Origin of the sequence: Heyndrickxia oleronia (assembly GCF_017809215.1) — a bacterium.
Classification (GTDB): domain Bacteria; phylum Bacillota; class Bacilli; order Bacillales; family Bacillaceae_C; genus Heyndrickxia; species Heyndrickxia oleronia.
Window position 1 is genome coordinate 3,745,201 of the sequence record NZ_CP065424.1, and the last position, 14,548, is coordinate 3,759,748.

At 39.4% G+C, this 14,548-nt stretch carries 14 protein-coding genes; all 14 read right to left on the reverse strand.

Translation table 11 applies throughout. The features are described 5' to 3' along the window. Nucleotides 1-261: 261 nt before the first annotated feature. The gene (locus tag I5818_RS18735) at nt 262-1,692 is read right to left on the reverse strand and encodes a dihydrolipoyl dehydrogenase family protein (protein WP_078110406.1); all 1,431 of its coding nucleotides are present in this window, start codon (nt 1,690-1,692) and stop codon (nt 262-264) included. A 1-nt stretch (nt 1,693) separates the two neighbouring features. Further along, nucleotides 1,694-2,884, reverse strand: a complete 1,191-nt coding sequence (locus I5818_RS18740) for a dihydrolipoamide acetyltransferase family protein (RefSeq protein WP_078110411.1) — start codon at nt 2,882-2,884, stop codon at nt 1,694-1,696. Nucleotides 2,885-2,916: 32 nt separating this feature from the next. Further along, entirely contained in the window at nt 2,917-3,915 is a 999-nt protein-coding gene (locus tag I5818_RS18745; RefSeq protein WP_078110405.1) for an alpha-ketoacid dehydrogenase subunit beta, read from the reverse strand. Continuing rightward, nucleotides 3,912-4,973, reverse strand: a complete 1,062-nt coding sequence (gene pdhA / locus I5818_RS18750; RefSeq protein WP_058003439.1) for a pyruvate dehydrogenase (acetyl-transferring) E1 component subunit alpha — start codon at nt 4,971-4,973, stop codon at nt 3,912-3,914. Before pdhA ends, I5818_RS18745 begins: the two co-directional genes overlap by 4 nt. Before the next feature lie 26 nt (nt 4,974-4,999). Beyond that, entirely contained in the window at nt 5,000-6,109 is a 1,110-nt protein-coding gene (locus I5818_RS18755) for a Leu/Phe/Val dehydrogenase (protein ID WP_078110404.1), read from the reverse strand. A 32-nt stretch (nt 6,110-6,141) separates the two neighbouring features. After that, nucleotides 6,142-6,546, reverse strand: coding sequence for a thioesterase family protein (locus I5818_RS18760; protein ID WP_058003414.1), 405 nt, complete (start codon nt 6,544-6,546; stop codon nt 6,142-6,144). Nucleotides 6,547-6,750: 204 nt separating this feature from the next. Continuing rightward, nucleotides 6,751-7,551: an ABC transporter ATP-binding protein gene (locus I5818_RS18765; RefSeq protein ID WP_058003413.1), complete on the reverse strand. Its 801-nt coding sequence runs from the start codon at nt 7,549-7,551 to the stop codon at nt 6,751-6,753. Then, nucleotides 7,529-8,572 (reverse strand): ABC transporter permease, encoded by a 1,044-nt coding sequence (locus I5818_RS18770; RefSeq protein WP_078110410.1) that lies wholly within the window; start codon nt 8,570-8,572, stop codon nt 7,529-7,531. The genes I5818_RS18765 and I5818_RS18770 overlap by 23 nt, the downstream gene beginning before the upstream one ends. 27 nt (nt 8,573-8,599) lie before the next feature. Then, nucleotides 8,600-9,607 (reverse strand): ABC transporter substrate-binding protein, encoded by a 1,008-nt coding sequence (locus I5818_RS18775; protein WP_071976714.1) that lies wholly within the window; start codon nt 9,605-9,607, stop codon nt 8,600-8,602. Between the two features lie 188 nt (nt 9,608-9,795). Next, entirely contained in the window at nt 9,796-10,746 is a 951-nt protein-coding gene (locus I5818_RS18780; RefSeq protein ID WP_078110403.1) for an NAD(P)H-dependent flavin oxidoreductase, read from the reverse strand. Then, the gene (gene paaX / locus I5818_RS18785; RefSeq protein ID WP_058003410.1) at nt 10,743-11,648 is read right to left on the reverse strand and encodes a phenylacetic acid degradation operon negative regulatory protein PaaX; all 906 of its coding nucleotides are present in this window, start codon (nt 11,646-11,648) and stop codon (nt 10,743-10,745) included. The genes I5818_RS18780 and paaX overlap by 4 nt, the downstream gene beginning before the upstream one ends. A 44-nt stretch (nt 11,649-11,692) precedes the next feature. After that, entirely contained in the window at nt 11,693-12,892 is a 1,200-nt protein-coding gene (locus I5818_RS18790; protein ID WP_078110402.1) for a thiolase family protein, read from the reverse strand. Beyond that, complete coding sequence (locus I5818_RS18795) at nt 12,892-13,755, reverse strand: 3-hydroxyacyl-CoA dehydrogenase (RefSeq protein ID WP_078110408.1); 864 nt, start codon at nt 13,753-13,755, stop codon at nt 12,892-12,894. The genes I5818_RS18790 and I5818_RS18795 overlap by 1 nt, the downstream gene beginning before the upstream one ends. Nucleotides 13,756-13,773: 18 nt before the next feature. Beyond that, nucleotides 13,774-14,547 carry an enoyl-CoA hydratase-related protein gene (locus I5818_RS18800; protein ID WP_071976718.1) on the reverse strand — a complete coding sequence of 258 codons (774 nt, stop codon included), beginning with the start codon at nt 14,545-14,547 and terminating at the stop codon, nt 13,774-13,776. Between the last annotated feature and the right edge of the window lies 1 nt (nt 14,548).

Here is a 14,548-nt window from a genome sequence, read left to right on the forward strand (position 1 = left end):
TGGCTTGTCGTTTCTTTCAAAGAAAAATAATAGTAAACCCTTTGGACTCTATCACTAAAAAAAGCCTCTAGCATCACGATGCTAGAGACTTTTTAATCATTTTATAAGGTTGTTCAGTATCCTATAAAGAAAAACTTAGTCCATATAAACAGGATCATGATCGAATATACTTCTTAAAAAAACAGCCTATTGAAAGAGCTAGCGCCATTTTGTTTAGCATGGAGGAGGAAAAGCCAATAAATAAACCCATTAGTACTTTCTCTATCTATTAAGTACCTTCTTCCCCTTTTTGGGAGCTTTATGAATTGCAATCCCTAAGGTATCCTCCATCGCTTCCAGAATTCCTTCATTCAAGCTTGGGTGCGCATACGTTGGGAAGATCAAATCTTCATCTCTTGCGACCATTTCTCCACTAATCACTGCAGTCGATATTAGTTCAATCGCTCCTTCACCGATCATATGCATACCTAATAAGCGCTGGGATTCTTTTTCAATAATAACCTTCACTAAGCCGTCCCGATTTCCTGAGAACATGGCATAGCCATTTCCAAGAAGAGGGTATGTGCCTGTTATTACTGAATATCCTGCAGACCTCGCTGCCTCTTCAGTCATACCTACAGTGGCAATCGGTGGCTGAGTGTGAATGACTTCGGGCATCCAGGTGAAATCTAATTCGCTCGGCTTTCCACAAAGGATTTCAGCAGTAACCTTTCCTTGTTTGATGGCCTTTGTTGCGAAAAATGGTCCTCCTGTTATATCTCCAACGGCAAATAGATTTGGTATATTGGTTCGTCCTTGATCATCGCAAATGATAAATTGTTGTTGATCGACAGAGACCCCTAACCGTTCAAAGCCCAATTCTTCTATATTCCCAACATATTCTTCTTCCTTATAAAACAGCTCTGCTGAAATGAGCGTCCGCTCATTTTTTTCACTGACAAATGAACATTCTACGCCATTTTCGTTTTCTGCCAGCTCCACATTTTTCACACCAGAATAAAAAGTAATATTTCTTTTTTTCATCTGCCTTCGTAATTCTTTTTCTATTTCTTGATCGAAAGAGAATCCTTTATGCTCTTCCATTATTAACGTAACTTTTGTACCTAATGCTTTATAGGCGAAGGCAGCCTCTAAAACAATATAATTCGAACCAATTAGAATAAGCTCTTTCGGCAATTGCTGCAAATTAAATAATTGCCTTGAATTTAGCTGATATGTCTCACTTTCCAGAGTGTATACCGGTTTTGCACCTGTTGCAATAATCGCCTGTTCGAAATTAACGACTTCAAAATGATGCCCATTTTCAATTCCAAGTTTATTTTCGGAAATGAATGAGGCATGACCATACATCACTTCGATCTTGTTCGCCTTACATAATGCTTCAACACCCGACCGTAACTGACCCACTATTTTTTCTTTATAAGATTGATAGGTTTCAAACTGAAAATGATTCACTTCAAATTGATAACCAATCTCTTGTAAATGCCCCCATCTGTTCGCCTGTTTCGCAGCATGGACAAATGTCTTAGATGGAATACATCCTTCATTTAAGCACACACCACCTAAGTGATTTTGTTCAATTAACAATACATCTTTTCCTAATTGTGCAGCCCGTATAGCTGCGGTATATCCCCCTGGTCCTCCGCCAATCACAACAACTTCCTTTTCCTGGGCAATTTCTCCAACGACCATCTTATCTCAACTCCAATAGCATTCTCGTAGGTTGCTCGAGTAATTGAACAAAATAATTGGTGAACCCAACGGCTGTCGCTCCATCGGCGACCCGATGATCAAAGGACATCGAAAGATTCATAATACTTCTAATGACAATTTCATCATTGACGACGACTGGTTTCTTTTTGGTTTTATGGAAGGCAATTAATGCTGTTTGAGGATAATTAATGATTGGTGTCGCACCAATCCCTCCTAATGGACCAACATTACTAATTGTAAAAGTCCCATCCGAAATATCATGTTTTGTAAGTGTATTATTTTGCGCCTTATCAATATAATCCTTCATTTCTGCATGAATAACGCTCAATGTTTTCTGCTCCACATGACGAATGACTGGTACAATCAGACCTTCTTTTGCATCAACGGCAATACCGATGTTATATTCCTTTTTTAGCTTAATCACTCCTTTTTCTTCATCTAATACTGAATTGAAGATAGGATATTTAGCTAAGCTTAGTTGAATGGCCTTAATAAAAAAGGCTGCCACCGATATATTGACCCCGGCTTCATTTAATTGTTTTTTGCTGTCTAATAAGTTCGTCATATCGACCTCTTCAAAATGAGTAACGTGGGGAATTGTATACAGAGACTTACTCATAAGTGATGCAATTTGCTTCCTTCGACCATTAAAAGGAATTTCTTTGACTTCAGCTATAGTTGGTTGTATATCATTTTTGTTTTCCTCAACCGGCTCCGGCTGATTGACATAACGATATACATCCTCATCAGTCACTCTACCTGCTGGCCCAGTCCCATGAATGTCCTCGATATCAATTCCTAATTCTCGTGCAATTTTCCGTGTATATGGTGCTGCTAATATCAAACGCTTAGGACCATTTTCACGATCTACTTTTTTTATCGTCATAATGTTTCTATTCATAGAAGTGTTTTCAATCTTTTGTTGAACCGGTTTCGTTCCTGAAGATTCAATGATTAGTAATGTCGTCCCCACCTCAACATTTGTTCCTTCAGTGACGAGAATTTCTTTAACTGTTCCCGCTGTTGGCGATGGGAGCTCAGCGGTCATTTTATCTGTTTGAACTTCAACTAATGGTTGATCCGGTAGTACCTGATCGCCGACCTTGACAAAGTATGTTAATATCTCTCCTTCTGTCATTCCTTCACCGATATCATGAAGCTTTACTTCGATCACGCTATCACCTACTTTATCTAGAATTCTAATTAAAATTGAATTGCTTTATGAATCGCCTCAATAATTTGATCTTCATTTGGCAAATAGTGTTGTTCTAATGTGTAAAATGGGACAGGCACATCAAATCCTGTTACTCTTTGAATAGGAGATTTCAAGTACAGAAATGAGGTATCTTGAATCAGTGCAATAATATCTGTACCTAACCCGCTTGTTGCATGAGCCTCATGCACTATAACAGCCCGACCTGTTTTTTGTACGGATTCTGCAATCATTTCTTTATCGAGTGGATACAATGTTCGCAAGTCAAGGACATCACAATGAATATTCTGCTCTCTTACTTTTTGTGCAGCCTTTACAGCCAATGGCACCATTGCTCCCCAAGCAATCAATGTGAGATCTGTTCCTTCCTCTACTAGACTCGCTTTTCCTATTTCGACTGTATATCTGTCAGTAGGAACCTCATCTTTAAAGGCACGATAAGATCGCATCGGCTCTAGAAAAAGAACTGGGTCTGGGTCATCTATACTCGCTATTAAAAGCCCTTTTGCATCATATGGATTGGAAGGACAAACAACCTTTATTCCAGGCATATGTGTAAACAAAGCCTCGACACTGTCAGAATGAATTTCCGGTGCTTTCACACCTGCCCCATATGGTGCTCGAATAACTAATGGAACATGAAAATGACTTAATGTTCTCATTCGTATCCGAGTTGCGTGTGTCATGATTTGTTCATAGGCAGGATAGATAAATCCGAGAAATTGCATTTCTACTACCGGCAAAAATCCATTGATGGCGAGACCAATGGCTGTTCCTACGATACCCGACTCACTTAATGGTGTATCTATCACCCGATCAGGACCAAACTGTTCTTGAAGTCCTTCGGTGGCGCGAAATACTCCACCATTTTTCCCTACATCTTCTCCTAAAACAAGGACTTCTTCTTGTTCCTTCATAACAGTGCGGAGCCCGTCTGTGACTGCTTGAACAATGGATAGCTTTTGCGTTTTTGCTGTTATCGTACTCATTGATTCACACCTCGCAAAAATTCATAATATTGATCCTTTTGCTCTTTAATCGTCCAGGTTGGCACGGCAAATACATGATCAAATAAATCATCTACATTGGGTGGTGGATATGCCTCCATTTCTTCAATCGCCTGTTCAATTTTTTGCGTAGCTTTAGTTATAATGGATTCCTGCCAAGCCTCATCCCATATCCCCTGATTTTTCATGTATTTTTCTAATCGTGATATTGGATCGGTTGTCGCTCTTTTTCTTTCACTTTCATCTTGATTCCGATATTTGGTTGGATCATCTGCTGTTGTATGGGCTCCATAACGCCATGTGACAGCCTCTATTAGTGTTGGGCCATCCCCTTCTCTTGCACGATCTAATGCTTTTTTAGTTTCAAAATAGACGGCAAAAATATCATTTCCATCTAATCGTACTCCTGGAATACTATAAGCAACAGATTTTTGAGCAATCGTTTCCGAATTCATTTGTTTCTCAATTGGAACCGATATGGCAAACTGATTGTTTTGATTAAAAAACACGACAGGTGCTTTAAACACACTTGCAAAATTTAATCCTTCATGAAAGTCACCTTCAGATGTAGCCCCGTCGCCGAAGTAAACAATCGCAGCATTTTTAGTTCCCTTTCTTTTTTCTGCTAATGCAGCCCCTGTGGCATGTGGCAATTGTGTAGCAATCGGTACAGCTGGCGGAAAAATCTTTTTACCTTCTGGTGGGATACATCCCTCTACTCTTCCATTCCAATATAAAAGAATCGTTTTTAATGAATGTCCAAAGGTGATCGTTGCGGCATGATCACGATACGTGGGAAAAAGCCAATCATCAGCTTGTAACGCTAGAGCACTGCCCACTTGAGCAGCCTCCTGTCCTTCAAAAGGGGCATATGTTCCTAATCGTCCTTGCCTTTGAAGGCTAATCGCTTTTCGGTCAAAGGATCTTACAAGAATTAATTTTTCATATAATGATTGAACAAAGCTTGTTGTAAGCGCTTCCGAAATATCGTTGTTTAATAGATTCCCATTTTCATCAAGGTATTGGATCCTTTTAAACATCTCCAAACTAATCCCTCCTGTTTGTCTTAATGTCTAATTTCCCATTTTGGACGTTTATGATGTGAGAAGAAGCTATTTCGATGTTTTCTTGCCTCCATTCTTTCCTCACAAAAATGGTTTGCTGCATCCACAGTTGAAATGCCTTTTTCCTCAGAGTGGCGATACACCTCAATCAAAGAATTATAAATAGCTTTTGTTTTATTCATCACACGCTTTTTATTTGGACCATATAATTCATCTGATACTTGAATGAGTCCTCCTGCATTTACAATATAATCTGGCGCATATACAATATTCTTTTGCTTTAGGATATCGCCATGATGGTCTTCAAGGAGCTGATTATTTGCAGATCCAACTACTGCTTTTACTTTTAATACATCGATCGTATCATCATTAATAATTCCCCCAAGTGCACATGGGACAAATACATCTGCATCTACACCATAAATATCGTTTCCTTGAACGACTTTTATTTGGTTGTTTCCAATTTCCTGAGCACGATGTAATAATTGCTGAATAGCGTCTGAATTAATATCTGTCACATAAAGTGAAGCCCCCTCCTCAAGTAAGGTTTCTGCCACCTTAAATCCGACTTTACCAAGTCCTTGAATGGCATATGTTTTTTCACCAATGTCATTTGAACCAAACAAGACTTGATTGGTCGCTTTTAATCCATAAACAACACCTTGTGCCGTTGGGACTGAAGAATCGCCACTACCGCCATATTCTTCAGGAATACCTACAATGCAATTTGTTTCTTTCATCGCATGGACGAAGTCCTCTGGGGTGGTTCCCATATCAGTTCCCGTGTAATAGCGACCATTTAAGGAATCAATATATTGTCCTAATGAACGAAATAATTCAGGAGTTTTATCCTTTGCTGGATCCCCGATAATGACGGTTTTTCCCCCACCAAAATCAACATCAGCAGCAGCACATTTATAAGTCATTCCTTTGGAAAGTCTTAGCGCATCATTTAATGCATGCTCGAATGTTTGATACGGATACATTCGACAGCCCCCAGTTGCAGGGCCAAGGGTCGTATTATGTATAGCAATAATGGCTTTTAATCCGGTTTTCGGATCATTACAGATAATCACTTGTTCATGCTCATTCATTTTAGTAAAAAAGTCCATTTGCGAAGCTCTCCTCTCGAGAAGTTTATTGCTTATTCCTTATCCTGTTTTGAATCAGCGATCATTTGAATAATTTTTTCCTTTGGCAAAATTGCTTGTTTGACCTCCCCATGACCAATCAAACCTTTTTCATTCCAAGCTTCTGTTCGTGTGATCACTATATTATTTTTTATTTCGGTCAATGTTGCTTTTACCCTAACCTTTGTTCCATCTGTTGTAGGAGCGATATGCTTGATACTTACCGCTCCCCCCATCCCTTCCTCATGCTCCTCCAGAAAGGGAAGGATGATTTGCCTTGAAGCCCATTCCATATGGTAAACCATTGAGACCGTTGAATATGCTCGATGAACGACATTACCCTCAAATCCAGCAAACATATCTGGTGTCACCTCGAATTCAATGGTTGCCGTCTGGCCTACTTCCATTCCAGCCTTCATTTCATCCCTCCTCTTAGTCGTTCTACAATAAATCTCTTTTCTTAAACATCGTTGCTTTTAAACGAAAGTTTTAGCTAATAAATTTCAGTTGAAGTCTGCTACACCATTTATTTCTCAGAGTAAAAGAGCAATCAACACCGCTAATCCCTTTATTGGGTGTAAAAGCCAGCAGTTGGGCTTTTACTAACAGCCTTTAATAATTAGTTAATCGATTGATAAAAGTGTTCTGTCACTTATGATACTTTCACCACGAATTTTCTGGAATTCCTTTAATAATTGTTCGATGGTCAAGTCCTTTTTCTCCTCCTCCCTTACTTCAAGAATGATTTGCCCTTTATCCATCATGATTAAGCGATTCCCTAGATCAAGGGCCTGTTGCATATTATGGGTAACCATTAGCGTGGTCAATTGATCCTTTTTTACTAATTCCTTCGTAAGATCTGTGATTAATTTTGCACGTGAAGGATCAAGGGCAGCCGTATGTTCATCTAAAAGTAGAATAGAAGGCTGAGTAAACGTCGCCATTAATAAAGATAGAGCTTGACGTTCTCCCCCAGATAAAAGTCCAACCTTCGCATTTAGGCGGTTCTCTAAATTAAGATGCAAAGATTTTAATGATTCTTTAAAAAACTCCCTTCTTTTTTTATCAACTCCTTTTCTAAGCGAACGTGATTTGTTTCGCGAATAAGCCATGGCAAGATTTTCCTCAATCGTCATCGTTGGTGCTGTTCCAGCCATCGGATCTTGGAATACTCGACCAATTAGTTTTGAGCGCTTGTATTCTGGTAATCTCGTCACATCTTTATCATCAATTTTCACCGTTCCTATATCAGGAGTTAGCACACCAGAAATCATATTCATTAAGGTTGATTTACCCGCACCATTACTCCCAATAACAGTGACAAAATCCCCTTTTTCTAAGGTTAAATTAATTTGATCTAACGCGACTTTTTCATCTGGAGTTGCTTCATTAAAAACCTTATTAATCTGTTCTAGGCGGAGCAATTTGATCTCCCTCCTTTTTTCCAGCAGTATGCGTGAACCGCTCTGAAAATCTCCTTGCCTTACGTCGCTTTTCTCTTTGTCTTTCAAGAATTTTAGGGATTACTAAGGCAAGCGTAACAATAATGGCGGTAATTAATTTCATGTCCCCTGTATCGAGTATTTTGATTCTTAGAGCTAATCCGAGAATGACCCGATAGATAATGGCCCCAATAATAACGGCTAAAGTCGTTCGAAAAACGGTCTTTGTTCCAAATATTGCTTCACCAATAATAACGGAAGCAAGACCGATAATAATCATCCCAATCCCTAAATTAACATCAGAAAATTTCCCATACTGGGCAATAAGAGCACCAGATAAAGCAACGAATGCATTCGATATCCCCAATCCAAGAATGATTAAAGAATCGGTATTCGCTGAAAAGCTTCTGATCATTCGCTGATTATCACCAGTTGCCCTTAATGCAAGGCCAACTTCTGTTTGTAAAAAACGATCAAGAATCCATTTAATAATAAAAGTAACAATAATCATCAATACTACGATTCCCCAGGTTTTCGGCAAGTATTGAATACCAGTATAACTAAGCAGTTGATTTAACCACTGGTCGATCCCTAGCTGCTGCCAAAATTGCGTAAACTTTGTCATAATTGTTTCTGAATTTAATAAGGGGATATTTGGTCTACCTACAGATGTTTCTGAAGACATTCCCATTATTCGTAGATTGATAGAATAGAGAGCAATCATCATCAAGATTCCAGACAATAATGGATTAATTTTACCCTTTGTATGTAAAATTCCTGTGATGCATCCTGCAATAAACCCTGCAACAACGGCAGCGATGGTTGCGAGAATTGGATTGTAACCTAAAACAATCATCGTTGCTGCCACAGAACTTCCTGTAACAAAGCTTCCATCTACCGTTAGGTCTGGAAAATCAAGCACTCGGAATGAAAGATACACTCCAAGTGCCATGATGGCATAGATGATTCCTTGCTCCACTGAACCAAATATTGAACCAAATATTTGTGTTAACATTGAACCATCTCCTAATTACTCGCTAAATTCCGCGCCCCACTCATCCTTGATTTCGATGCCAGCTGCTTCTGCCGCTTTTTTATTAATGACTAGTTTTAAATTTTGCGGTGGCTGTGCCGGTAGTTCTGATGGTTTCTTTCCATCCTTTAAGATTTTCACAGCCATTTGCCCGGCTTCATAGCCAATATCGAAATATTCAAAGCCGTATGCACCTAGTCCACCACGTTTGACACTGTCAAATTCGCCGACCATAACAGGTAGCTTATTATCATTTGCTACAGAGATGACGGATTCTAAGGCAGATACAACCGTGTTATCTGTTATAATATAGTAGCCATCAACTTTTCCTACTAATGATTCTGTTGCTTGCTTTACATCTGCTGAGGTCGCAACTGGAGCTTCTTCAATCTTTACACCTTGTTCTTCGGCCAGTTTTTTAACGATATCTACTTGGGCACGTGAATTTTGTTCACCGGAATTGAAGACCATGCCGATTTTTTTCATATTTAGTTGTTCTTTCATAAACTTTAGTGTGTTTGGAATTGCATCTGGATGGGTATCAATCGTTCCTGTAACATTTGCGCCAGGCTGATCCATAGATGTAATTAGCTCAGCACCTACTGGGTCTGTCACTGAAGTAAAAATGATAGGAATATCTTTTGTGGCACTTGCTACTGCCTGGGCACTTGGCGTTGCATTAGCAAAGATGAGATCAACATTGGAGCTTACTAAATTATTTGCAATGGTTGTGTTCAAGCTATTATCTGCTTGAGCATTTTGTGTATCATACTCAACTTTTAATCCTGATTCTTCAATTGCCTTTTTAAAGCCTTCAAATGCTGCATCTAATGAAGGATGCTCGACATATTGGGTTACACCAATTTTATACGTTTTCTCTGTTTTTTCGGAATCTCCACTTGCTCCTTCCCCACCGGTCGATTTCTTTTCACCTTGAGCACCGCAGGAAGCTAATAAAAAGGCACTGAACAAAATCATCGCACTCTTTTTCCAACTAATTTTCATTCCATTTCCCCCTATGAAATAAGTTCATTATCAAAGATTGTTGCAGTGTTTCTTCCTTATCCTCCTTTCTATTTTTTTCATGAGGGATCTCGTAAAAAATTTGGAGTTTTAAAAGTTTTAATATTCCAAAATTTCTACACAAATCGATCCTCCCATGATATTTCTGCATGAAAGGACTTTGTTCCTGCTTAATCCTCCAGTAGATTTCCTATGTTTTTCAATCTTTTTCGACAATCATCCATCATTTCTTCAAGGAGTTCAGCCACTGTAGGTTCATGATGAATCAGCCCAGCAATTTGTCCGCTATTCATAAAACCATGATTCTCATCACCTTCAAGGGCTCCAATTAGATGATACTTTTCACTTGTTGCCTCAATGAATTGGTCATCTGAAAGTTCAGTTTCCGTATTCGATAGGTTTATAGCATAATCCCCTTTTAATACTCTTCGTATCTTCCCGTGATTACGACCAATGATAAAAGTACTATGATCCTCTGCTTCGATAATCTTGCGTTTATACTTGTTAGAAAAAGGAGCTTCCTTTGTCGCTATAAATCGGGTCCCCATTTGTACACCTTCAGCACCAAGGGATAAAGCAGCAAGTAATCCGCGACCATCAGCAATTCCTCCTGCAGCAACGACAGGAATGGTTACAGCGTCTACCACTTGGGGGATCAGTGTTAGGGTGGTTGTTTCAAATGGTGAATTGATTCCTGCTGCCTCATACCCTTCTGCAACAATGACATCTGCTCCCGCTTGTTCTGCCTTTACCGCATGCTTGACAGATCCCGTTACTACCATCACCATCACATTATGTTCATGCAATAATGGGATGTAGGGAGCCGGATTTCCTGCAGATAAAGAAATAATCGGTATTGAATATTTCCAGACTAGCTCTAGCATTTCCCGTATATTTGGATTCACGTTAATAGGGAGATTCAAAGCAAATGGCTTCTTTGTTAAGTGTTGGATTCTATGAATCAGTTTTTCTACTTCATCTGGATTCATTGTTCCTACACCAATGGTGCCCAAACCACCCGCATTTGAAATCGCCGCAGCTAGCTCAGCATTACTAATATTGCCCATTCCGCCTTGAATGACTGGAAGTTCGATTCCCAGTTTTTTTGTTAGTCGATTCATAAGCGTTCCCCCGATTCTTCTAGAATTAATGGATGCTGTAAAATATCAAATGATTTATTTTTACGATGTAGTTGATTTTCCTTTTTGAAGATGGATTCAAAAAATTGACCTGCAGGTACAGCCAGTTCCTTATGATAATCAGAAAACAGCAATGCTGCTTGATTTCCTAGCCATTTTTTTGGAAGCAGTTCTTCAGGTAAACCAGGATCGATAAATAAAAATTTTCGATATTCATGGACAAGCTTTGTCCGTTCTACGAAACAATCAGCGGGGGACATATTACCAGTTTGAATTCGTTTTTTGACCGTCTCATATTTTGGGTGATAACGATCAATAAATCGTTTATATTGGGCATTGATTTCCTCAATATCCCAGCATTCCTGGATTAGCCTTTGGTTTTCATGGGGACCTTTATACTCCGTTATAAATACATGTACATAATTGCTAATGTCATATTTATCAACAAGTGTATGCACCTGTTTGATTAATGGGTTCGGGGAAATCCAACAGCTATTAGCGATTGGTCCAAAGCCACTCCACACGAGTTCCTTTCTTAGCTCATCTCGTATAGAGCGCTTATCTTCGGGAATCGAATACGTGAGCATCGTCCATTTCCCATTCCATTTCTCTTGCTTTAATTTATAAATTCGGGTGGCTGCCTCATCCATACGATCGTCACCACGAGGGGTCAAATAATAATAGCTTTTATTGCCTATTTTTCGCGCCTCTACCCAGCCCTGTTTATTCATTCTTGACATTGCTGCTCTAACTGATTGCTCATTATGACCAAATTCTTTTAGTAATTGAATAAGGCTTCCTATCCATATTTCATTGCCATAATGTCGTATATAATCTCCAAAGATGGTGAAGATCATTGAACGTGTATTCAAGTTGCCCTTCATTAGAAGTACCTACCTTTTTTTAGAGGCCGAAGCGTAGACAATCCTCAGATATTCTCGATAATTGTAGCAATGCCTTGGCCAACACCAATACACATTGTTGCTAAACCGACCTCAGTTCTTTTTCGTTTCATTTCATAAATTAATGTCGTTAAAATTCTTGCACCACTAGCTCCTAATGGATGGCCAAATGCAATCGCACCACCGTTTACATTGACTATATTAGGATCAAGCTCTAATTGTTTTATACATTCAAGTGATTGGGAAGCAAAGGCTTCATTGATTTCCACTAAACCAATATCCTTTGTTGTCATACCAATGCGCTTTAATAGTTTTTTCGTTGCATATATCGGTCCTAAGCCCATAACAGCCGGTTCTAATCCAGCTACAGCTGATGCTTTATACTTTACTAATGGGGTTAAGCCGAGCTGCATTGCCTTTTTTTCACTCATTAATAATAAAGCCGAAGCCCCATCATTAATTCCCGATGCATTTCCTGCAGTTACCGTACCTTCCGGAAAGATAGGCTTTAATTTTGCTAATCCTTCCAACGTGGTATTTGCTCTCGGGTGTTCATCGGTATCAACAATGGTCACATTGCCCTTTCGATCCACTACCGAAACAGGGATAATTTCCTCGCTAAACAATCCGAGCTCCATTGCTTTTTTTGCCTTCATTTGACTTTGAAAGGCAAATTGATCCTGCTCTTCTCTTGTAATAGAAAATCGCTTTGCCACATTTTCAGCCGTTTCAGGCATGGAGTCTGTTCCATACATTTCTTGCAATTTCGGATTGATAAAACGCCAGCCAATGGTTGTATCGAATAATTCCATATTCCCTCTTGGAAACTCAGCATTTGGTTTTGCCGTGACAAGAGGAGCTCTAGTCATACTTTCTGTCCCACCAGCTATATAAATCTCACCCTCGCCCATTGCGATCGCCCGGGCTGCATAATTTACAGCATCAAGCCCCGATCCACAGAGGCGATTAATGGTCGTTGCTGCGGTCTCCACTGGTAAACCCGCAAGTAAGGTCGCCATTCTTGCTACATTGCGATTATCCTCCCCCGCTTGATTGGCATTCCCTAAAACGACCTCTTCAATTTCTGAGGTGGGAAGTAATGGGTTTCTTTCTATTAATGCTTTTATTACAATGGCGCCGAGATCATCTGGTCTAACATTTTTTAATGCTCCTTTATATCTACCTATCGGCGTTCTTACCGCATCTACAATCACGACATTATCCATTAGGAATCACCCCTAGATGTGTAATCATATACACCCTTTCCTGTCTTTCTTCCCAATCGCCCAGCTTTTACATATTGTACGAGAAGAGGAGCAGGTCGATATTTTTCGCCTAATGTTTTATGTAGATATTGAAGATTATTTAACCTTGTATCCAATCCGACTAAATCTCCCAATTCGAATGGACCCATTGGATAGTTCAGACCTAATTTGATCGCTTTATCAATATCTTCCGGTGATCCAATCCCCTCCTGTAACATATAAAAGGCCTCATTTCCTACCAATGCACTGATTCTACTAGTGACGAAGCCTGGAAACTCATTCACCACCACTGTTTCTTTTTTCATTCTTCTAGCGGTCTCTTGAATGACATTCACGGTATGCTCATCCGTTTCAAGCCCTTTAATGATTTCCACTAATGGCATCTTGTGGACCGGATTAAAAAAATGCATCGCGATGACTTTTTGTGGTCGATTGGTAAAAGAGCCTATTTCTGTTGGGCTCATCGTAGATGTATTAGTAGCGAACAGACAGTGGGCTGGAGCCAATCGATCAATTTCTTCAAATATACTTTTCTTTATTTCTATTTTTTCCGGAACGGCCTCGATAATTAAATCGGCATGGCTAACTGATTGATCCATATTATTTGTATAATGTAACCTTTCCTCCGCCGCGTTCTTTTCTTCCTCGGTTATTTTATTGCGCTCTATCCCTTTATTAAATATTTTTGCGATTTCTTCTTTAGCTGAATTTAATGATTGTTCATTGATATCACATAACTGAACCGAAAAACCTGATACTGCTGCAACATAGGCGATCCCTCTGCCCATCACTCCTGAACCGATTACGACAATATTTTGTACCAATTTCATCATCCCCACATCCTATTTTCCTAGAAAAAGAGGTTTCCTTTTTTCTAAGAATGCGGCTATTCCCTCTCGGTGATCATATGAGCTGCCTGCTATTTTTTGTGCATATGCTTCTTTTCCTAATACTTCCTGCAAATTAGAATCCCAGCTTTGATTAAAATAGCGTTTTATTAAGCCGATTGCCTTTGTTGGCATATGAGCTAATTTTTCAGCAAAGGCTGTCACATCTTCATTCCACTTATCATGAGGGATGACCTGTGTGACCAAGCCTATATCCTTCGCTTCTGCTGCGGAAATCTTCTCTCCTAATATAGCCAATTCTAATGCTTTTGCATGGCCAACAATTCTCGGGAGATAGTACATGTTTCCTGAGTCAGGAACTAATCCTACGTGAATAAAGGCTTCGATAAAGCTTGATTTTTCATGTGCTAGTCGAAAATCGCAGGCAAGCGCAAGACTTAGACCTGCTCCGGCAGCAGTGCCATTAATTGCCGCAATAATTGGTTTTTCAATGGCCGCCATTTGTTGAATCATCGGATTATAATATTTTCTTAAATGCTCTCCATAATCCGTATCTTCATTGACCGATTGTAAATCCTGACCCGAACAAAATGCCCTTCCATTTCCAGTAATGACGATACAACGAACATCTGGATCTGCAGCTGCCTTTTTTAAGGACTCTTTTATCTCTATTTTCATCTGTTCATTAAATGCATTCAGCTTTTCCGGCCGATTTAATGTTACCCATGCGACATGATTTTTTACTTCAAATTCAATCGTTTCGTACATT

Excerpts from the sequence above, each read along its gene's own strand:
- I5818_RS18735 (WP_078110406.1), bottom strand. The coding sequence starts at position 1,692 with ATGGTCGTTGGAGAAATTGCCCAGGAAAAGGAAGTTGTTGTGATTGGC.
- I5818_RS18745 (WP_078110405.1), bottom strand. The coding sequence starts at position 3,915 with ATGAGTACGATAACAGCAAAAACGCAAAAGCTATCCATTGTTCAAGCA.
- pdhA (WP_058003439.1), bottom strand. The coding sequence starts at position 4,973 with ATGTTTAAAAGGATCCAATACCTTGATGAAAATGGGAATCTATTAAAC.
- I5818_RS18755 (WP_078110404.1), bottom strand. The coding sequence starts at position 6,109 with ATGGACTTTTTTACTAAAATGAATGAGCATGAACAAGTGATTATCTGT.
- I5818_RS18760 (WP_058003414.1), bottom strand. The coding sequence starts at position 6,546 with ATGAAGGCTGGAATGGAAGTAGGCCAGACGGCAACCATTGAATTCGAG.
- I5818_RS18775 (WP_071976714.1), bottom strand. The coding sequence starts at position 9,607 with ATGAAAATTAGTTGGAAAAAGAGTGCGATGATTTTGTTCAGTGCCTTT.
- I5818_RS18780 (WP_078110403.1), bottom strand. The coding sequence starts at position 10,746 with ATGAATCGACTAACAAAAAAACTGGGAATCGAACTTCCAGTCATTCAA.
- paaX (WP_058003410.1), bottom strand. The coding sequence starts at position 11,648 with ATGAAGGGCAACTTGAATACACGTTCAATGATCTTCACCATCTTTGGA.
- I5818_RS18790 (WP_078110402.1), bottom strand. The coding sequence starts at position 12,892 with ATGGATAATGTCGTGATTGTAGATGCGGTAAGAACGCCGATAGGTAGA.
- I5818_RS18800 (WP_071976718.1), bottom strand. The coding sequence starts at position 14,547 with ATGTACGAAACGATTGAATTTGAAGTAAAAAATCATGTCGCATGGGTA.